Genomic DNA, 20,386 nt, shown 5'->3' on the forward strand with positions numbered 1-20,386 from the left:
GTTCTTCCCATGGCTCTAACCGTCGATCCCACGGCCCTCATGGACTGGGTCGCACGTCACGACGATCTCATGATTGTGGACGTCCGCGGCGGAGCTGAATTCGACTCCCTCCACATCAAGAGCTCGTACCACGCGCATCGCGGCCTGCAGCAGTTGGGGGAAGCCCGGTGATCCTTCCCGCACTGGCATTCGGCGTCGTCGTCGGCGGCCTCCTCGGGCTCGTCGGCGGTGGCGGGTCGATCCTCGCTGTGCCCGCACTCGTCTACGGGGTGGGCGTGCCTCTCGCGGCCGCCATCCCGGGTTCGCTCGTCGTCGTCGGCGCCTCCTCCGCCGTCGCCGTGCTGCCCAGGATCCGCCGTGGGGTCAATTGGCGGCTCGCGCTCCTCATCGGGGCCGCGGGCACGGTGACGGCCTACCTCGGTGCCGCGTTCAACCGGATGCTGGACCAGAAAGTCCTCCTGTTCGCGTTCGCCGCCATCATGGTCGTGGCGGGCGTCCGGATGCTGCGCCGCACGGAAGCTGTCGGCGGAGCCTGCGCGCTCCCGGGCGGCGGGGTGAACTGGCGGAGCTGTCTCCCCAAGGCCGTCCTGACCGGGGCGGCCGTCGGGTTCCTCACGGGGCTCCTTGGAGTCGGCGGCGGCTTCCTCATCGTCCCTGCCCTCACCCTCGTGCTGGGATTGCCCATGGCGATGACCGTCGGGACATCGCTGGCCATCATCGTCATCAACTCGCTCGCAGGCCTCTCCGCCCACCTCGGCGGAATGCACCTTGATTGGACAGTCATCGGGGCCTTCGCCATCGCTGCCATGGCGGCCTCGCTCGTCGCGGGAGGCTTCTCCCGGAAAGTGCCCGAGCATTTCCTCAAACGCGGCTTCGCGGGGCTTGTCCTCGTCGTGGCCGTTTATGTGGCCATCGAAGCCACCACTCGATAACCCAAGAAGAAAAACTAGACGAAGGAGAACAGAATGTGCCGTCAGATCACGTGCAAGAAGTGCGGAAAGACGACCTGGGCTGGCTGTGGACAGCATGTACAGCAGGTCATGCGGGGCGTGCCGAATGCGGAGCGCTGCCAAGGCCACGACGAGGAGCCGAGTTCGCTCGGGACCTTCTTCTCGCGGATCCTCGGACGCTGATTCCGCTTCTGACCGGCGGAAACTGTGGCCGAGCGGCGGAACTGCGGCCGGCCAACCGGCGTGACTGCAGCAGACCGGCGGAACCGTGGCCGACCGGCGGAACTCCATCGGCGAAGGGGGTCGGCCGCAAAAGAGGGGGTTCCGACCGGCGTGGCTCCGGCTTACCGGCGGAAGGGCGGGAACCCGGCGGAACTGGGGCGACAACCCGGCGGAACTGGGGCCGACCGGCGTGGCTCCGGCGGAACCGGGGACAGCAATCGGCGGAAGCGTGGCGGACCGGCGGAACTGCTTCGGCGTTAGCGTGTGATCTCTGAATAGGCGCTGGCTGGCGACTGAGCTAGTTACTCGTTGAGCGGGGCGAACTGTATTTGCTTTGCCAGCGCGTACGCGGCCGGAAGATCGCTTTCGCTTGCTACGAATACGCGGCCGATGACGAGCACGGAATCGCTTGGCGAAGGAATCGCGGCCATGCCATTCGGCACGCGTCCCTTCCACCGCGGGCCACTGAGGACGAAGTCGCCGGCCTTGGTTCCCGTGGTGCGTTTGCCGACATAGGCGAAATTGGCGCTGTCTGACGGGCTCGTGAACTGCACGCTGTAGTACCTGCCCGCAGTGTCAGGCACATGCAGGATTTGCGGCCCCTTGCTCAAGTCGAGCCAACCTGCGATGTACAGCAGATCGCTGGTCCCGGTTGCCAAGAGGCTTCCCACCGAGGCCGAAGGAGAAGAGGTAGTGGGAGCGGCGTAGAGGGTATTGACTGGGATCGGACCCCCTCCGATACCGTTCTTCAAAATGGCCCTCTTGTAACCGCTCACCGTCATGCGCGGCCAGAAGTAGATGAAAGCGGGTGCGCCGAGCACCCACACGATGACAGCCGCGACACCCAGTGGAACAATCTGACTCCAACCTTGAGAGGCGCGCTGGTAGACGACCCAGGCGAAGATCACGAGTATGACCGCCGTCAGGGGGTACGCGTATTTCAAGATGAGGCGGTTCATATCATGGCACCCTTGCGACTTGGGGCACGTGATAGCTGCCTTCGAGAATTTCCGTCCCGGGAAGGTACGCACGCAGAATCAGCTTGAACTTCCCGGACGGAATCGGAAGCCAATTCTGCTCACGTCCAATCGGGGCACTCCTCTGAAGGTGGATATCCACCGAGCCATCGGCGTTCTTCGCAAGATTTGAACGATCGTCGATGCTGGAGCGGCCGATGGGATTCTGCACCATGTAGCCCACCACATCGGTGACGGTAAGCGACCAGAACGCGTCATTGGGCGGGAACTGTCCAGCCGGAACATGCAGGACGTATTCATTCCTGCCGCTGAGGGTCTTCCCCGAGCCGTCTACGGTTGTCGTCCAGTACGCGGCCTCTTCAAACGCATTGACGGCGGGCAGCGCCTTGGCGCACGCGGCTCGCACCAGGACGCCATTGCCGGGTTGCCCGCATAGAGGGATCGCTTTCCAGCCATTGACCGTCGTTGTTATCGTCCTGGCGGTCGTGTTCAGGATGACGACCGCCGTCAGGAACGCAAGCGTGGCGCCGATGATGACCCCTTGGACGACGCCGGAATGCACCACCCACCCGAGGAAACCTCCCATGCCCGCACAGTAGCGCGGCGCCTCAGCGGAGCGTGAGGACCTGCGTGCTCCCCTTGACCGTGAACCAGGCCCCTTGACCGTGAACCAGGTCACGCGTAGCCTCGAGAATGCCAATTATCCTATAGGAAATAGGAGGAATCGTGGCCGAAGCTGTCCGCGAGACCGTTGGGCGAAAGCGCTGGACGCGCCTGATCCCGGTGGCCATCATCGTCTACATCATCTCGTTCATGGACCGGACCAACATCGGGTTCGCCCTGAACGGGCTCCAGAAGGACCTCGGCATCGACGCTGCGCAGCAGGGCCTTGCCGCAGGGATCTTCTTCATCGGCTACCTGACCCTGCAGATCCCGGGAGGCCATCTGGCCGAACGCTGGAGCGCGAAGAAATTCGTCGGGATCATGGTCCTGGTCTGGGGCCTGCTGGCCGTGGCCACCGGCTTCGTCCAGAACTTCGCCGAACTCCTCGCCGTGCGCTTCCTGCTCGGCGTCGCCGAGGCCGGCATCTGGCCCGCCATCCTGGTCCTGATCAGCCACTGGTTCCCCGCAGCCGAACGCGCCCGGGCCTACGCCTTCTGGATGATGAACATCGCCATCTCCTCCATCATCACCGCCCCGCTCTCGGGCTGGATCATCTCGTTCTCGGACTGGCGCTGGCTGTTCATCATCGAAGGCCTCTTCCCGTTCGTGATCGCCGCCCCCATCTGGTGGATCTTCATCTCCGACCGCCCCCGCGACGCCAAGTGGGTCACCCCCGAAGAGCGCGCGTACATCGAGCAGGGGCTCGCAGCCGACGAGGCCAGCACCCCCCACCGGGAGCACGTGGGCATCAGGCACGTCTTCTCCAACGGCGCGGTCTGGCGCCTGACCCTGGTCTACTTCCTGATCCAGATCGGGTTCTACGGCCTGAACATCTGGCTGCCCAAGGTCGTCAAGACGATCACCTCCGGATCCTCCCTCGAGGTCGGCTTCGTCACCGCCATCCCGTACGTGCTGGCCATGTTCGCCCTCTGGTACAACGCCAAGGCAGCCGACAGGTCCGGACGCTACTCCACCCACGTGCTGCTCTCCATGGCCGTCGGCGCCGTCGCCCTGGTCATCTCCGTCGCCACCGGGAGCTCCATACCGTTCCTCGCCGTGGTCTTCATCAGCATCGCGGTCGCAGGAGCACTGGCCTACGACGGACCCTTCTGGGCCGCCGCCTCCCGCGCCATGCCCGTCGTCGTCGCCGGAAGCGCGATGGGCCTGATCAACGCCGTCGGCAACCTCGGCGGCTTCGTCGGACCCTACGTCGGCGGCTTCCTCCAGGACGCCTCCGGAGGAAGCTTCCTGGCCGCCTCGGTCTTCCTCGCCATCTGCCTCCTCGCCGCCGGGCTCGTCATGCTCACCCTCAGGCGAAGCGGCGACCGACCCGTAGCCAAAGCCTCCGCAGACGCAACCGGCCGGGGACATTCATCCCCCTGAATCCCAAGGCATCCGAACCATCTGGAGGTTCTCGAGACCACCAATCCAAGTGCGGGTCTGACTGTCATCGGGCAGGTAGGCCCGCACTTGGTCTGTCGCAGGTGACGGGCCGGCGGGGGCCCGGTGCGCCGGAAGCGCCTATCCCTCCCTCGACAACTGCCGCGCGCGGTGCACCGAAGGCGCGGAGCGTGCGGTTCGAGAGCGAATCACCGATCCGGTGAGGACGAACAGCGCCAGAGCGATGACCATCCCGCTGTAGCCGATGGCTGTGGCGGTAAGACCGATCCCCTGCGCGAGTGCGCCGGCCGCGACGGCCGGGACGCTGTTGGCCAGATAGCTGACCACGTAGATCGCCGATAGCAGTCCAGCCCGCTCGTGCGGGGCGGCCTGTGGTATCAGCATCCTCAGGACGGCGAGAAAGCCCGCACCGAAGCCGACGCCGGCGAGCACCGTGGCGCCGAAATAGAGACCTGCGGACCTGAGCGCCAGCGCCACGATCGTACCGCCCACGCCAGCCACCAGAGTGCCCATGCCGAGGGCGAGGACCGTGGTTGGACGGGCCGACCCCAGCATCAAGGTGACAGCACCGCCAGTGCCGGTCAGAGCCGCGACGACGAGCCCCGTGAGAACGACTGCGTGCGGTCCTGCCAGGGACCGGACGAGGCTGGGACCCAGGGAAAGGATCAGGCCGCCCAGCGACCAGGTCGCGACCGCGGCAGGAAGCAGCCACAGGGCGCTCCGACGGGTGGCCCGGGGGAAGCGGACTCTCGGCATCAGCGAGCCCAGAGCTCCCGGCTCACGAGACGTCGTCTCCGGGCCCAACGCGGTGGCAATCAGCTGCAGGACCAGCAGAACGCCCAACACAATGTAGACCAACTGGATGGAGCCCGGAGCCGCCGCGACCAACAGGCTGGAGCCTACCGCGCCGAGGGCCAATCCCACGCCCGGGCCGGCTCCGTTGAAAACCGTTCCAAGGCCAGGACGTACCGCCTGCTCCAGATCGATGAGGTAGGCCCCCAAGGTCCCGATTGCCGCCCCGGTGGCGATGCCCTGCAACAGTCTCGCGAGGATCAGGGCCCACGCACTGCCGGCGCCGATGAACACCAGCATCGCGATAGCTTCCAGAGCGAGGGCGGCGAGCAGGACGGGACGGCGGCCCAAATGATCCGAGAGCGATCCCACGACGAGCAGGGCCGCGAGCAGGGCCAGCACGTAGGCGGCGAAGATGACGGTCAGCACGACCGGGGGAAAGCCCCACATCCCCTGGTAGACGGGGTATAGGGGGCTGGGAGCGCTGGAGGCCGCCATCAGAACCACCAACACTGAGGCCTGCACCCAGAACGCGGCACGTTCGGACAGCAGCGGACGAGAGCGTCGACGCAGGGACGACATAGAGACCTTTCACTCACGGAAAACGCGAATATTTCGCGTTCGAGAGTAGCCCATCAAGGGATCAAAACGCAAAAGATTCGCTTTTTCGGTATCCTTGTGATGTGCCCATCGCCGATCCCCGTCCCGGCGGCCGCGCTGCTCGAGTCCAGCAGGCCGTGCACGACGCCGTGCGCGCCCTGCAGGCAGATCAAGACAATGACTTCATCACAGTGCCCAAGATTGCCGCGTTGGCCGGAGTGGCACCGTCAACGATCTATCGCCGCTGGGGAGACCTCGGGGGCCTGTTTGCAGATGTGGCGGTTGCTCGGCTGCGGCCAGATGGCCCTCCGGACACTGGATCGGTTTTCGACGACCTGACGGCCTGGGCCGAGCAGTACATCGAGGAATCCGCTTCCCCCACTGGGCGGAAGTTCATGTGCGACATGGTCTCCGGCGGGGCCGATCGCGCCAGCGCCATCCGCGGAGGCGAATATGCGCGCGAGCGAGTGAAGACGATGCTCGAGCGCGGTCGGCGGCGCGGTGAGCGGGTGCCCGACTTGGATGACGTCATCGACGTCGTGCTCGCCCCGATCGTCTACCGGATCATCTTCGACCCAGACGACGTCCCGACGGGCCTGGCCTCACGCCTTGTCCGCCGTCTCTTCGACGACATCCCCTCCCCACATACCGACCCTGCATAACGCCCGCCCGAGGGATGCTCCACCTTCACTACGGTGGCAAATGGAGAGAGCAAATGTCTTTCCCATCCAGCCATTCAGCGCTACCATTGCTGCCGCGGGGATCCCATGCGAAGCGTCCGTCGGCCCGGCGGGGGATGCTAGTCGCGGGCATGCACTGGGGGCATACCGCATACCTGCCGCTCGGCACCCATCACCACCACTTTGCGCGAAAGCTGTGTGTCATGCGCAAGATCATCGCCACCCTGGGCGCAGCTCTCCTTGCCCTCTTCGCCTGGACCGCTCCCGCCCAGGCGTCCACTGGGGGATCCGGGAATCCCCACTTCGTCTACATCACCCCGAGCGTCTCGGGCAGCAACCTCGTAGTCAACTTCAAGGAGGCCGGTGTCGGCGCCGGCGCCTCTGTCACCGTTTCGACGGCAGCGACCTACGACTTCGTCCTCGGCTGCATCAACGGCGGGTCGAACCACCCGAAGGCCTCGAACAAGACCGCGTTCTCCTCGTCCCAGTCGGCATCCCAAACCTTCACCGCGAACGCCGGCGGCAACGTCGTCGCGAACCTCACGCTCACTCCACCAGCAAACCAGCTCAGCTACCTGACCTGCCCTTCAGGCCAGACCACCACTCTGCTGAGCGCATCTTGGACTGATCTGAGCATCACCGACGCCACCAACAGCATCACCGTCAACGTCCCGGGAACGTGGACGGTCAGCTGATCGAATCATTGAAGCCAACGGGGGCTCGTCGGATCCCACCGATGGGCCCCCTCCTTCACCGAGCGAACCCAAAGTTTGCCGAAGCACCGACCAGGCGAGCACTGAGAGATCGCGCCTGAAGGGTCCCGTCCGGGACTTATGGCCTATACATGGCACCCGTCTTCCCTGCTACCGTCGCTGCAAGCCTGCGCGAGGATGAGGCCGGCGGCCTGTATGCGTGCTTCAGCATTCGACGCACCGCCAAACCCTTCCGAGGCGACAGGATGAGCGGGGTCCAGGGAAGGATAGGCAAGCTCATGCGGCAGTGTCCGCGGCTCGTTGCCGCGGCGGCCCTCACCCTCCTGGCATTCGCGGGCTGCCATTCCTCGCTCCCCGGGCCCGCGCCCCCTTCAGGAGCAAGCCCTGCCGCGACCTCATCGACCTCTGCCGCCACCTCTGGCCACGTCTTCGTGATCAACCTCGAGAACAAGAGCTACCTCAGGACCTGGGGACCTGCCTCTGTGGCCCCGTACCTGTCCGGTACCCTGCGGGCCCAGGGCGTCCTGCTCTCCCAGTACTACGGCATAGCGCACCACTCGACCCCGAACTACCTCGCCCAGATTTCCGGGCAAGGACCCAACCCGGTCACCAAGAACGACTGCCCCGCCTACGTCCCGTTCGAGCCTTTCGGGACGACGTCGCCCGGGCAACTGGAGGGGAGCGGTTGCGTGTACCCCGCCTCAGTTCCCACGGTCGCCGGGCAGCTCACCACCGCCGGTAAGACCTGGAAAGCCTATATAGAGGACATGCAGACTCCCTGCGAACACCCGGAACTCTGGGCGAAGGACGACCATCGCACCGCCAAAGTGGGCGATCAGTATGCGACCTACCACGACCCGTTCGTGTACTTCGAGTCGATCACCTCATCGCCCCAGTGCCAGAGCAGCGTCGTCCCGTTCTCCCAGTTCGCCGAGGACCTCGAGTCCATCCGCACGACCCCCAACCTCTCCTACATCTCGCCGAACCTGTGCGACGACGGCCACGACAGTCCCTGCGTCGACGGGCGGCCGGGCGGACTGGCAAGCGCAGACGTCTGGCTGCGTCAGCAGGTGCCGGCAATCTTGGCGTCCCCTGCTTTCAAGCAGGACGGTGTCCTCGTGATCACCTTCGACGAAGCCGACGGTACGACCGCGGGACCGGACGGGCTCCTGCCAGGCGGCACGGCTGGCGGAAGGGTGGGCGCTCTCGTGCTCTCACCCTTCACGCTGGGCGGAACGACCTCGGACACGCCGTACAACCACTACAGCCTGCTCGCCACTATCGAGGACCTCTTTTCCCTGCCCCGTCTCGGCTACGCCTCCGCCCCGGGCCTCAAAGCCTTCGGCCCGGACGTCTTCAGCAACAAGCCGTGACCGAGCCAAACGCTTCAGCCCCCTAACAACGGGGTGATGCAACGATCGGTTCTAACAATCAGGCAACAGCGCTCTACAGCACTTGACACCAATGTGACTGAAGTGAATCGTGGGATTGTGACTCGCCACTTGCGCCTTCCGGCCCTCGCCGCAACACTCTTCGTCGCGGCCCTCGGCCTCGCTGCCTGCGGCAACAACGCCACGAGCCAGACGACCACGAGCCCGAGCGGCTCGTCCACGTCGTCGCCGTCGGCCACGCCGTCCTCCACGGGCTCCGACTCCGCGAGCGCAACTCCCATGCCGAGTTCCTCGGGTAGCGCTGCACCGACCACGGCGCCGGTGGCGGGCGCCCCTGCCCGCTGCGTCTCGTCGCAGCTCAAGGCCTCGCTCGGCCCAGGCGCTGGCGGCGCGGCAGGGCACGTCTATTCCAAGATCGTCCTCACGAACACGAGCTCGACTCCTTGCCTCCTCTCAGGCTTCGCCGGCGTCTCGCTCACGGCTGGCCCAGACGGCGGGCCGATCGGCGCACCCGCCGACCGAGACAGCTCCGTGCCCGTCACGAATATCGTCCTCCAGCCGGGACAGTCCGGCGGCGCCGACTTCGGCTACACCCAGCCGGGGCTGTATGGCGGAAGCTGCACCCAGGTGCAGGCGGCCGGCATCCGTATCTACCCGCCGGAGGACTACGGCTCGGTCTTCATCTCCCAGCCCGAGACGGCCTGCAGCGAGACGGGCATCCACCTGCTGACCCTCAAGGCATTCCAGCCGATGTAGCAGCCACGCGCAGCGTCGCGCGAGGACGAGGGGGTGCCGACGCCGGTGCCCCCTCGTTCCCCTTGCCGCCCCTTATTCTGTCGGCGGGGTGGGGCATGATGGACGCATGATGGCTCGGAGCGCGACCCCCGCACCTGCGGCGCCCCGTGCCGTCCTCGAGCGGTTCGGCGACGCGACGCGGGAGTGGTTCCTCGGCGCCTTCCGCGAGCCCACGCCTGCCCAAGCCGGCGCATGGGAGGCAATCTCCTCGGGGCGGCACGCCCTCGTCGTGGCGCCGACCGGCTCGGGCAAGACTTTGGCCGCGTTCCTTTGGTCGCTCGATCGGCTCATGCGGCACGACGTGGGCTCTCAAGGTCCTCTCGCCGCTGGGCCTGGCTCAGATGAGACGGACGACGACGGCGCGCTGCCGGGCATGGCGCGTCCCCGCCGTCGTCGGGGCAAGAGCGGCGGGCCCAAAAACCTCACAAAGGTGCTGTACATTTCGCCGCTCAAGGCGCTCGGCGTCGACGTCGAACGCAACCTCCGAGCGCCTCTCATCGGCATCTCCCAGAGCGCGCGGCGCCTCGGCTTCCCCGTGCCCGAGGTGAGTGTCGGCGTGCGTTCGGGGGACACTCCAGCGTCGGACCGCCGCGCCCTGTTGAGCAACCCGCCGGACATCCTCATCACGACGCCGGAGTCCCTCTATCTGATGCTCACATCCCAGGCGCGGGAGACGCTGAGCGAGGTCCAGACGGTGATCGTGGACGAGGTGCACGCCGTCGCGGGCACGAAGCGCGGTGCTCATCTCGCTGTCTCTCTCGAGCGCCTCGACGCACTGTTGCCGAAGCCCGCGCAGCGCATCGGGCTCTCGGCGACAGTCGAGCCGCGCGAGCTGGTCGCGCAGTTCCTCGCGGGGCAGGCGCCATGCGAGATCGTCGCGCCGCCTGCGGCGAAGACGTGGGAGCTCACCGTGACGGTGCCCGTCGAGGACATGAGCGATCTGCAGGGCGCAGCGGCCGCCAACGACACGGGGCCTGCGAGTGGCCTCCAGCCGCAGGCCTCGATCTGGCCGCATGTGGAGGAGAAGATTGTCGATCTGGTCCTCGCCAACCGCTCGACGATCGTCTTCTCGAATTCGCGGCGCCTGGCCGAACGGCTCACCGGGCGCCTCAACGAGATCTACGCCGAGCGGCTGCAGCCGAGCGTGTGGGACGAACCGGTGCAGCAGCCGGACCCGCCGGTCGCGGCGACGTCCCGCACCCCGGCCGAGATGATGGCGCAGGCCGGACAGACAGCGGGGGCGGACCCGGTCCTGGCTCGCGCGCACCACGGTTCAGTGTCGAAGGAGCAGCGGGCCCAGATCGAGGATGACCTCAAGTCCGGCAGGCTGCGCTGCGTCGTCGCGACGAGCAGCCTCGAGCTCGGCATCGACATGGGGCTCGTGGACCTCGTGATCCAAGTCGAGTCGCCGCCGTCTGTCGCCTCGGGTCTCCAACGTGTGGGGCGCGCGGGGCACCAGGTGGGCGAGGTGAGCCAGGGCGTCCTGTTCCCCAAGCACCGCGCCGACCTCGTCCACACCGCGATCACGGTCGAACGCATGCTCGCCGGGCAGATCGAGGCGCTGCGTATCCCGGCGAATCCTCTCGACATCCTCGCCCAGCAGACCGTGGCCGCCACCGCTCTGGGCCCGGTCGACGTCGAGGAGTGGTTCGACGTCGTCCGCCGTTCCGCGCCTTTCTCGACTTTGCCGCGCTCGGCCTTCGAAGCGACTCTCGACCTCCTCTCCGGCAAGTACCCGAGCGACGAGTTCGCCGAGCTCCGACCACGCATCGTGTGGGATCGGGAAGAGGGCACCATCGAGGGGCGGCCCGGCGCCCAGCGGCTCGCCGTGACGTCCGGCGGAACGATCCCCGACCGCGGCCTGTTCGGTGTCTACATCGTGGGGTCGGAGGTCGAGGGGTCCGCGCGCGAGGCAGCGCGGGGCGGCCGTCGGGTCGGCGAGCTCGACGAGGAGATGGTCTACGAGTCGCGCGTCGGCGACGTTTTCGCGCTCGGAGCGACGAGCTGGAAGATCGAGGACATCACCCACGACCGGGTCCTCGTCTCCCCCGCTTTCGGCCAGCCGGGCAAGCTTCCCTTCTGGAAGGGCGACGGCGTGGGGCGGCCCGTCGAGCTCGGCCGTGCCCTCGGCGCATTTCAGCGTGAAGTCTCCGGCGCGGACCGCGAGCGCGCTCTCGAGCGCATCGAGGCCGCGGGGCTCGACGCGTTCGCTGCGGGAAATCTCGTGCAGTACCTCGACGAGCAGAAGCAGGCGACGTCGGTGGTCCCGAGCGACCGGACGCTCGTCGTCGAACGCTTCCAGGACGAGCTCGGCGACTGGCGGGTCGTGCTGCACTCCCCCTTCGGCATGCCCGTGCACGCGCCGTGGGCGCTAGCCGTGGGTCAGCGGCTGAGCCAGCGGTACGGGATCGATGGGTCCGCAATGGCGGCCGACGACGGGATCGTCCTGCGCGTGCCCATGATGGAGGACGAGCCCCCGGGCGCGGAGCTGTTCGTCTTCGAACCCGAGGAGATCGAGGGGATCGTGACGGGCGAGGTCGGCGGTTCCGCACTCTTCGCGGCCCGGTTCCGCGAGTGCGCCGCCCGCGCCCTGCTCCTCCCCCGGCAGAACCCCGCCAAGCGGCAGCCGCTGTGGCAGCAGCGCCAGCGCGCGTCCCAACTGCTCGACGTCGCGAAGAAGTTCCCGCAGTTCCCCATCATCCTCGAGGCCGTCCGCGAATGCCTCCAGGACGTGTACGACCTTCCTGCCCTCAAGGACGTCGCTGCCGCGATGCAGCGCCGCGAGCTGCGGCTCGTCGAGACCACAACCCAGCAGCCCTCCCCGTTCGCGCGCTCCCTCCTGTTCGGCTACGTGGCCCAGTTCCTCTACGAAGGCGATTCGCCCCTCGCTGAACGCCGGGCCGCCGCGCTCTCCCTGGACTCGACCCTGCTCAACGAACTCCTCGGCCGGGCCGAGCTGAGCGAACTCCTCGACGCGCGGATCATCGAGCAGACCGAACGGGAGCTGCAGCGGGTTGCGGAAGATCGGAAGTTGTCCGGGCTCGAGGGTGCGGCGGATCTGCTGCGGCTCTTGGGGCCCTTATCCTCCGAGGAGGTTGCTGCTCGCCTTCGGGTCTCCGGCGAGGATAGCGCGCATCTCTCCGAGAGCGCGCGGCACCTCGAGGAGCTTGTGGCTAGCAAGCGGGCTCTTGTGGTCTCTATTGCTGGAGTTGAGCGTTATGCCGCCATCGAGGATGCCTCTCGGTTGCGGGATGCCCTCGGCGTTCCCCTGCCCATTGGAGTGCCGCTCGCCTTTATTGAGCCTGTGGCCGATCCGTTGGGGGATCTTGTCGGGCGGTATGCGCGCACTCATGGCCCATTCACTGCTGGGGAAGCGGCCGCGCGGCTTGGGCTTGGGGTCGCCGTCGTGCACGGCACGCTCAAGCGGTTGGCGGCCGATGGGCGGGTCATCGAAGGGACCTTCCGTCCCACGAGCGGCGATGCTCCCACCGCCGGAAGCCCCGTGGAATGGTGCGACGCGGAGGTGCTGCGCAGGATCCGGCGCCGCTCGCTCGCGGCGCTGCGGGCCGACGTCGAACCCGTCGACCAGCCCGCCTTCGCCCGCTTCCTGGCCGCTTGGCAGCACGTCGGGAGCGAAGGCGGCGGACCTCGCGGTTCGCTCCGGGGGCACGACGGCGTCCTGACCGTGGTCGACCAACTCGCCGGCGTGCCGGTCCCCGCAAGCGCGTGGGAATCGCTCGTGCTGCGCAGCCGGATCTCGGACTATTCGCCCGCGCTGCTCGACGAACTCATGGCGAGTGGCGAAATCCTCTGGACGGGCACGGGAGCACTGCCCGGCAACGACGGCTGGGTAAGTCTGCACCTCGCCGATTCCGCGCCCCTGACGCTCGCGCCGGACCCCGACTTCACACCCGACGACGTTCAGCAGCGCATCCTCGACTTCCTCGGGGGCGGGGGCGGCTACTTCTTCCGTCAGATCGCCGAGGCTGGCGGAGGCATGGATTCAGTGCTCACCGACGAAGCCGCAGTGCATGCGCTCTGGGATCTGGTCTGGGCGGGCCGCGTCACGGGAGACACCTTCGCCCCGGTCCGCGCGATGCTCGACGCCGGCCACACGGCCCATCGGCAGCCGTCCCGCACGCCGCGGGCCCGCACTTACGGCGGCGGCCGCGGAGCGGTCGGAAGTTCAGCCCTGCGCGGTGGCCGGCTCCCCCGGGTTGGGCGCCTCGGCGCGGTGACAGGCTTGGGCTTCGACGCGCCGTCGTCCGCTGCGCCGCCCATGGCGGCGGGGCGTTGGGCCGCCGTCCGGCAGGTCGAGCTCGACCCGACCGTCAAAGCACACGCCCTCGCCGAGTTGCTCATGGACCGCTATGGCGTCCTCACCCGCGGCTCGGTCATGTCCGAGGAGGTTCCCGGTGGGTTCGGCCTCCTGTACAAGGTGCTCTCCCGGCTCGAGGAGGCAGGCAAGTGCCGCCGGGGATACTTCGTCGACCGACTCGGCGCTGCGCAGTTCGCGGTGCCCGCGACCATTGACCGCCTGCGCTCCTACGTGCGCGACGAAAGCTCGACCGTCGATCTGGAGTCGTCCGCGCCGCGGACGGCCCTGGCCCTCGCCGCCACAGACCCGGCGAACCCTTACGGGGCGGCGCTCGCGTGGCCGGACGTGCCCGACGCCGCGACCGGCCACCGGCCGGGTCGCAAGGCGGGCGCGCTCGTCGTGACGGTCGACGGCGCACTGGTCCTCTATATCGAGCGCGGCGGCAAGACGCTGCTCGCCTTCACGGACGACGACGAGGTGCTGAATCCCGCGGCTACGGCGCTTGTCGGCGTCGTGCGCTCGGGGGCGGTGGACAAGCTCGTCATGGAGAAGGTCAACGGCCGGGACCTCCTTGACACTGCATTGGCCCACGCGCTCACGGCCGCAGGCGCCTACTCGACGCCGCGAGGGGTGCGGATCCGTGCCTGAAGGCGACAACGTGTGGCAGGCGGCAAGCCGCATGCACGCAGCCCTCGCGGGGAAGCGCCTCGCACAGACCGATTTCCGCGTGCCCTCGTTCGCGACCCTTGACCTCGCGGGCTGGACCGTCCTCGACGTCGTCTCTCGAGGGAAGCATCTGCTCCACCGGCTCTGCCCGCCGGAAGACGCCGATCCGAGCGCGGGCTCCGCGCCGCTCAGCATCCATTCGCATCTCAAGATGGAGGGAAGCTGGCAGATCTACGCCGCAGGTGAGCGATGGCGGAAGCCAGCTCACACCGCCCGCGTCGTGCTTCGCGCTGAGGACGGCACGAGCGCCGTCGGCTTTTCCCTCGGCGTGCTCGAGGTGATCCCGACCGCGGACGAGCAGACCGTCGTCGGCCATCTCGGTCCCGACCTCCTCGGCGCTGACTGGGACCCCGCCCTTGCCGAGGCGAACCTGCGCGCCGAGCAAGACAGGCCCATCGGCCTCGCGCTCCTCGACCAACGAAACCTCGCTGGGATCGGCAACATCTACCGGAACGAGGTGTGCTTCCTCGCCCGTGTCCACCCGGCCACCCCTGTCTCCGGGGTTCCGGATCTGAGCGAGCTCGTGGCGAAGGCCCAGCGGCTGCTTGAGGTCAACCGCAACCGGGGGTCCCGGAATACGACGGGCGGATTCGGCCCGCGGGGCGATTCGTGGGTCTATGGGCGAGCGGGGCAGCCGTGCCGAAGGTGCCACACGAGGATCCAGCACGACGTGCTCGGCGAGGGCGGTGTCTCAGAGCGGGATATCTACTTCTGCCCGCGCTGCCAGCCACCGCCCCAGCGCTAGCCCCGGAACTATTGGAGATTCGGTTTGACCTGGGTGTTGTACACCTGTTCCAGCTGGGATCTCGCGGAGCTCAGAGCCGTCTTGGGGTCCTGATTCTGGGTGGTAACCGCCCGTCATGCGATAGGGGTCAATCGGATATTGGTGCGGCCGCCCTTCGGGAAAGGGAATTCGAATCGGCGGTGACGAGGGGATCGGCGGGCTGCTGAACGACCGAGCCACCGCGCTCCACGGGAAATCCGTTCCTTGCCCAGTATTCGTAGCCACCGATCAGTTCGCGGACTTCGAATCCCTCGGCGAGCAGGCGACGCGCGGCCACTGTTGCCCCGTTGCAGCCCGGCCCCCACCCGTAGACGATGAGGGGGCGGCCGAGCGGCAGAGCCGCGAGGCTCGCGTCCTTGGGCAGGTGCAGGGCGCCGGCTATGTGGCCGTGGTCCCACGAGAGCTGCTTGCGGGTGTCGACGATGAGCGCGGTGCCGTCTGCCTGGGCTCGGTGAGCGGCGACGGCGTCGATTTCGTACGCCAGCTTCGCTTCCACGAACGCGAGGAGGCTTTCGCGCGAGACCACGGCTACTCCCCCGCAGACTCGGGCGAGCGAGCGGACTGTGCCAAGGGCGGCGCGGCGGCCTGACGCCTGAGACCGCGTCCCGGCGTCCTCCCCCCGAGCGCGCCACCAGTCAGGACGGGCTCGCCCGCCACCACGACGTCGTCGATGCCCACGGCCTCACCCAGCGGCCTTTCATAGGTGGCGGTGTCGCGCACAGTCTCGGGGTCGACGACGATGAGGTCGGCTGTCCAGCCCGTGGCCACGCGGCCTCGTCGGCCAAGACCGAAGCGAGCAGCGGGTGCCGCCGAAAGGTGTCGCACCGCCTCGGGCCACGACCACGTCGCAGTTTCCCGCACGTATTCGCGCAGGTACCGAGCGAAGGTGCCACGGGCCCGGGGATGCGGATGGGCCCCGATGAAGATGCCGTCGGAGCCCCCCATGTGGCCGGGATTCGAGAAGATGCGTGCGAGTTCAGCCACCTTGCGTTCGTGCCGAACAGCCATGACGGCGTTGACCTGCAGTCGGGAGGCCGCCAGTAGGTCGAGCGCGGTCTCCACCGGATCCGTGCCAGCCTTTGCCGCCGCCGCCTCGAGGGTGAGACCGTGCGCCCAGGCGAATCCGGGCGCGGCGATGTGCGCAAGGGTGATCATCGAGGGCCACTCGGGGCCGAGGCTTGCGTTGCGCTCGACGGCGGGGAACCACTCGCGTCGCAGGCGCACCCGTTCGTGGGGGTCCTCGAGGGCTTCGACGACCGCATCGGCCGGGAGCACGGCGAGTTCCGGCGGAAGCAGGGGCATGCCGAGCAGAGTGCAGCCACGCGTGTAGGGGTAGGCGTCGAAGGTGGCGTCGACGCCGGAGCGCGCGAGGGCCTCGAGCTGGTCCTGGACGATGTGGGCCTGGGCGTGGAAGTGCGAGATGTGGACTCGGGCGCCGGACAGCGCGCTGATCCGGGCAATCTCCTCGACGCCAGCGGCGGAATTGGCCTCGTATCCGCCTCGCATGTGCGTGACGTAGACGCCGCCGACCGAGGCGACCGGCGCGCACAGCGCGGCAATCTCGTCGGTGCTCGCGAAGAGGCCCGGAACGTAGTCGAGGCCGGTGGAGAGGCCGACGGCCCCCTCGCGCATGCCCTCCTCGACGAGGTCCACCATCGCTGCACGCTGCACCGCATCTGCCGGAGTCTTCGAACGCCCGCACACCTCCCACCGCACGGTTCCTGCCGGAACCAGATAGGCGAAGTTGACGCGTGATCGCCCGTCGACGCCAGCGAGGTACGCCGCGACACCTCCTCCGGCGTAAGTCGGATGCGCGCCGTTGATGGCAGCGAAGTACTCGCTCGCATACGCCCCATCCCCCGGGGCGAAGGAAACGCCGTCCTGCCCGGCGATCGCCGTCGTCACTCCCTGCTTGAGCAGGGAGCGCTGCACGGACTCGTCTTCGACAAGTCCGTCGGCGTGCGAATGGGTATCGACGAATCCAGGCAGCACATAACGCCCCCGGCAATCGATCACGCGGTCATCCGGTCCCACAGGAATCTCGCCGACCTCGGTGATGGCCTCACCTTCGATCGCCACATCAGCGCGGCGCATCTCCTCCGAGTCGACGACGGTCCCGCCGTGCATCACCAAGCGCATTCGGGGGCCCTTTCCTGCGTGCTGGCCATTGGTTCACGAGTACTGTTCACGGGTGCTGCCGTCCGTCAGAAGAAGGTCCGAACGAGGTCGACGACGCGGTCGTCGTCCTGCGATGCCACGACCGGCAGGTAATGCCACTTGTCGAACGTCGTGCACGGGTGCGAGAGACCCAGAGCGACGACGGAACCGAGTTGGACGTCCTGGCCCCCGAGGCCCAGATAGCTGTGCTGGTCGTTCATTGCACGGATCGACGCGTCCTCGAGAGCCGACCACTCGCCGCCCAGATCGGGCGCGGTCTGCCGCGGGATCGGGAGCCCCTCGTCGAACGGGAAGTCCCTCTTGCCGCCGTCGAGCAGTGCCAGCCCCGGCTCTGGGTGCGAAACCACTCGGGCAAGTCCCCGCATCGCCGAGCGGAGCCGGGCGGACGCCGCGGAGCCTGCCGCCTGATCCCCCGCCTCGTCCAAGGGAGAGACATGACGGTAGAACCCGTCGTCGTGCGTGATGTAGGCGCCGCTGCGCAAGGTCCACAGTGTTCGCGAATCAGCCGCCATCGCCTCGGCGTAGACCTCCGCCACGACGTCGAAGTAGGCGCTCCCGCCGGCGGTGACGTAGATGTCACCCTCGTCGTCGTAGAGCTCGCCCAGGGATTCGTGCAGCTCGACCTGTCCCTGAAGATAGGAGCGTACGGCGGCCAGCGAGGCCTCGGCTCGGTCGTGCGCAAGGGAACCCTCGTATCCGGCGACGCCGGCGAGACGGACGACGTCGGACGCCGCCGCCCGCTTTGCGACTTCGATCGCCTCCCCGAGGCTACGAGCGCCGGTGCGCCCGCCTTCCGCTCCCAACTCGACACAGACGTCGACAGGTCGAGGGGTCCCGGCCGCTCGGAGCGTGCGCTCCATCTCGTCGATGGTCGCGACGGAGTCGGCCCAGCAGACGAAGCGGAACTCGGGGTTCACGAGCTCGCCGGCGAGGTAGTGCAGGGAGCGCTCGTCGACGACGGCGTTGGCGAGCATGATCGAGTTGAGCCCGAAAGTGCGCGCCGTGCGAACCTGCCCCATCGTGGCGAGGGTGATGCCGAGGCTTCCGGCCTCGAGCTGCCTCTGCCAGAGCGCGGGTGCCATGGTGGTCTTGCCGTGCGGCATCAGCTCGAGACCATGGGATGCGCTCCACTCGGCCATCACGCGGAGATTGTTCTGGATCGCCTCATTGTCGAGGGCCACAAGAGGAGTCCAGAACTCCGAGAGTCTCGGCTCGCTTGCGAGGAACTCGTCCACTGTCATGCCGAACGCGCGGGCTGGAATCCCCTTGTCACGCGGGGATAGCCGCTCGCTGCCCAGCTCGTCCAGCCGAAGCATGCTCACTTGCCGTCAGGCAGAGCGGCGACGACGTCGATCTCGACGAGGATGTTCGCGAGCTGCGAGCCGACCGTGGTGCGGACGGGGAAGGGCTCTGAGAAGAACTCCTTGTACGCTTCGTTGAATTCAGCGAAGTCCGCCAGATCGGCCAAATGCACGGTGGTCTTCACGCAGTCGTCCATCGTGAGGCCGCGCTCGGCGAGGACGGCCTGCACATTGCGCAGCACCTGCCGGGTCTGCTCGGCCACATTGTCCGAAACGGCACCGGTGGCCGGGTTCTGCGGCCCGAATCCGGCGGTGTAGAAGAACCCGTTCGCCTCAATTCCCTGGCTGTAGGGACCGGCAGGCTGGGGAGCGTTCGTGGTGTGGACAGCGGTCTTGGTCGTGACGTTCATGAATTGTTCCTTTTCGAATTGTTGGGCTGATGGGGAAATCCGTGGAGTCACTTCAGCTCGTACAGCCTGCCCGCGTTCTCGACATCCGGTCGGAGCGAAGCGTATGCCGTGCCGATAATGCCGATGAGCGCAATCGCGGCGGCGTAGATGATTACGGGCCACACGCTGCCGAAGGCCGCGGAGAGAGCGGTCGCGATGAGGGGCGCGAAGCCGCCGCCGATGGTGTTCGAGATCTGGTAGCCGATATTGACGCCCGTGGTGCGGGCCTCGACGTCGAACATCTCGACGAGCATTGTCTGAAGGGTGCCCTGCATTGCCACGCCGGGAATCACGAATCCAATGATCATGCCAAGCCAGATAAGCACCGCGGACTCAGTTCCGTACAGCGCGAACGCGGGGTAGATCAGGAGGGCAAAGGCAATGCACGCGCCGATGTAGGTCTTGCGGCGCCCGATCTTGTCCGAGAGGCTCCCCCAAAGTGGGGCCGCGAAAATCTGCAGGACGCCGACGATCATCGTGCCGATGAAGCCCACCTGCGCCTGCGTTCCCTTGGAAACCATAAAGGCGAGGCCGAAGGTCAGCACGAGGTAGCCGGCGATGCTCTGCGGCAAGCCGATCAGAATCCCGAGAATTGCGTTCTTCGGGTGGCGGAACACTTCCTTCAGCGGGGACTTGCCCTTTTCCTGGTTCTGCGCGCGCGCTGCGGCAAGGTCCTTGAACTCCTCGGATTCGTCCAGCTTGGAACGGAGAACCACGGCGATGATGGCGAGGACCAGAGCGAACACGAAGGGAATTCGCCAGCCCCACGTGATGAAGAACGAGTGGGAACCTGCGCCGAAGGCGGCCATGAGACCGGCGGAAGCGACGTTGGCGACACCGGCACCGCTGATCAGCAGGGCTCCGAAGAGTCCACGCCGACCTGCAGGGGCGTGCTCGACGACGAGCGCCGCCGCGCCTCCCATCTCACCGCCGACGAAGAGGCCCTGGAGCATCCGGAAGAAGAGCAGCAGGATAGGTGCGGCAATGCCAATTGCAGCAGCAGAGGGAATGAGGCCGATAGCGGCCGTGGAAATTCCCATTCCGACGACGGTGATCATCAGAGTCGTCTTGCGGCCCATGCGATCGCCGATGTGGCCGAAGACGAGCCCGCCAATCGGGCGGAGCAGAAATCCGAAGGCAAAGCTCGCGAAGGACGAGAGCGTTCCGACAATCGGATTGCTATTGGGGAAGAACACCGTGGGAAAGACGGTGGCCGATGCGAGGCCGTAAAGGTAGTAGTCGAAGTACTCCATGAGCGTGCCGATGGCGCCGCCCGCAACGACGCGGCGCTGCTTCCACGGAATAGCCGTTCTCCACGACGCCTGTTGTTCCTGCTCTGTCCGTACCACAAGAGCCTCCTTACCCTAGGTCCAGATTTCGGTGCTGCTTTGATTCCGGCTGCCCTGCCGGCCCGCAAGTCCGATCGGTAAGCTAGCACCCACTTGA

Annotated in this window: 18 protein-coding genes; 10 read left to right on the top strand and 8 right to left on the bottom strand. The window is 67.1% G+C overall.

Annotated features, from left to right (window positions below):
- The first annotated feature begins 9 nt into the window (after positions 1–9).
- Genes L0M17_RS18065 through L0M17_RS18075 form a run of 3 tightly spaced genes read left to right on the top strand, consistent with a single transcriptional unit; the run spans position 10 to position 1,133 of the window.
- On the top strand, positions 10–171 hold the full coding sequence (locus L0M17_RS18065; RefSeq protein WP_241055782.1) for a rhodanese-like domain-containing protein: 162 nt from the start codon (positions 10–12) through the stop codon (positions 169–171).
- Entirely contained in the window at positions 168–932 is a 765-nt protein-coding gene (locus L0M17_RS18070) for a sulfite exporter TauE/SafE family protein (protein ID WP_308196898.1), read from the top strand. The genes L0M17_RS18065 and L0M17_RS18070 overlap by 4 nt, the downstream gene beginning before the upstream one ends.
- A gap of 33 nt (positions 933–965) precedes the next feature.
- A complete protein-coding gene (locus tag L0M17_RS18075) occupies positions 966–1,133 on the top strand; it encodes a DUF8730 family Cys-rich protein (RefSeq protein ID WP_241055783.1) in 168 nt (55 codons plus the stop codon).
- 341 nt (positions 1,134–1,474) lie between these two features.
- On the opposite strand, the gene L0M17_RS18080 is transcribed toward L0M17_RS18075, so the two are convergent.
- Entirely contained in the window at positions 1,475–2,131 is a 657-nt protein-coding gene (locus L0M17_RS18080) for a DUF1254 domain-containing protein (RefSeq protein ID WP_241055784.1), read from the bottom strand.
- A 1-nt stretch (position 2,132) separates the two neighbouring features.
- On the bottom strand, positions 2,133–2,735 hold the full coding sequence (locus L0M17_RS18085; RefSeq protein ID WP_241055785.1) for a DUF1214 domain-containing protein: 603 nt from the start codon (positions 2,733–2,735) through the stop codon (positions 2,133–2,135).
- A gap of 140 nt (positions 2,736–2,875) precedes the next feature.
- On the opposite strand from L0M17_RS18085, the gene L0M17_RS18090 reads away from it, so the two are divergent.
- Entirely contained in the window at positions 2,876–4,195 is a 1,320-nt protein-coding gene (locus L0M17_RS18090) for an MFS transporter (protein WP_241055786.1), read from the top strand.
- Positions 4,196–4,333: 138 nt separating this feature from the next.
- On the opposite strand, the gene L0M17_RS18095 is transcribed toward L0M17_RS18090, so the two are convergent.
- Entirely contained in the window at positions 4,334–5,503 is a 1,170-nt protein-coding gene (locus tag L0M17_RS18095; RefSeq protein WP_241055787.1) for an MFS transporter, read from the bottom strand.
- Between the two features lie 185 nt (positions 5,504–5,688).
- On the opposite strand from L0M17_RS18095, the gene L0M17_RS18100 reads away from it, so the two are divergent.
- The 6 genes from L0M17_RS18100 (at position 5,689) to L0M17_RS18125 (ending at position 14,973) form a co-directional block, all read left to right on the top strand.
- Positions 5,689–6,267: a TetR/AcrR family transcriptional regulator gene (locus L0M17_RS18100; protein ID WP_241055788.1), complete on the top strand. Its 579-nt coding sequence runs from the start codon at positions 5,689–5,691 to the stop codon at positions 6,265–6,267.
- A 221-nt stretch (positions 6,268–6,488) separates the two neighbouring features.
- On the top strand, positions 6,489–6,980 hold the full coding sequence (locus L0M17_RS18105; protein WP_241055789.1) for a hypothetical protein: 492 nt from the start codon (positions 6,489–6,491) through the stop codon (positions 6,978–6,980).
- 149 nt (positions 6,981–7,129) lie between these two features.
- Positions 7,130–8,371, top strand: a complete 1,242-nt coding sequence (locus tag L0M17_RS18110) for an alkaline phosphatase family protein (protein WP_241055790.1) — start codon at positions 7,130–7,132, stop codon at positions 8,369–8,371.
- A 117-nt stretch (positions 8,372–8,488) separates the two neighbouring features.
- On the top strand, positions 8,489–9,145 hold the full coding sequence (locus L0M17_RS18115; RefSeq protein ID WP_241055791.1) for a DUF4232 domain-containing protein: 657 nt from the start codon (positions 8,489–8,491) through the stop codon (positions 9,143–9,145).
- Between the two features lie 109 nt (positions 9,146–9,254).
- Complete coding sequence (locus tag L0M17_RS18120; protein ID WP_372498075.1) at positions 9,255–14,150, top strand: ATP-dependent helicase; 4,896 nt, start codon at positions 9,255–9,257, stop codon at positions 14,148–14,150.
- Entirely contained in the window at positions 14,143–14,973 is an 831-nt protein-coding gene (locus tag L0M17_RS18125) for a DNA-formamidopyrimidine glycosylase family protein (RefSeq protein ID WP_241055793.1), read from the top strand. The genes L0M17_RS18120 and L0M17_RS18125 overlap by 8 nt, the downstream gene beginning before the upstream one ends.
- 127 nt (positions 14,974–15,100) lie before the next feature.
- Here the strand turns inward: L0M17_RS18125 and L0M17_RS18130 are convergent, their stop codons facing one another.
- The 5 genes from L0M17_RS18130 to L0M17_RS18150 form a co-directional block, all read right to left on the bottom strand.
- A complete protein-coding gene (locus L0M17_RS18130) occupies positions 15,101–15,538 on the bottom strand; it encodes a rhodanese-like domain-containing protein (protein WP_241055794.1) in 438 nt (145 codons plus the stop codon).
- 2 nt (positions 15,539–15,540) lie between these two features.
- The gene (locus L0M17_RS18135; RefSeq protein ID WP_241055795.1) at positions 15,541–17,151 is read right to left on the bottom strand and encodes an N-acyl-D-amino-acid deacylase family protein; all 1,611 of its coding nucleotides are present in this window, start codon (positions 17,149–17,151) and stop codon (positions 15,541–15,543) included.
- Positions 17,152–17,216: 65 nt separating this feature from the next.
- Positions 17,217–18,506 (bottom strand): type III PLP-dependent enzyme domain-containing protein, encoded by a 1,290-nt coding sequence (locus tag L0M17_RS18140; protein WP_241056500.1) that lies wholly within the window; start codon positions 18,504–18,506, stop codon positions 17,217–17,219.
- Between the two features lie 2 nt (positions 18,507–18,508).
- A complete protein-coding gene (locus L0M17_RS18145; RefSeq protein ID WP_241055796.1) occupies positions 18,509–18,901 on the bottom strand; it encodes a RidA family protein in 393 nt (130 codons plus the stop codon).
- A gap of 47 nt (positions 18,902–18,948) precedes the next feature.
- Positions 18,949–20,289 (bottom strand): MFS transporter, encoded by a 1,341-nt coding sequence (locus L0M17_RS18150; RefSeq protein ID WP_241055797.1) that lies wholly within the window; start codon positions 20,287–20,289, stop codon positions 18,949–18,951.
- Positions 20,290–20,386 lie beyond the last annotated feature (97 nt).

Origin of the sequence: Sinomonas terrae, from assembly GCF_022539255.1 — a bacterium.
Lineage (GTDB): Bacteria > Actinomycetota > Actinomycetes > Actinomycetales > Micrococcaceae > Sinomonas > Sinomonas terrae.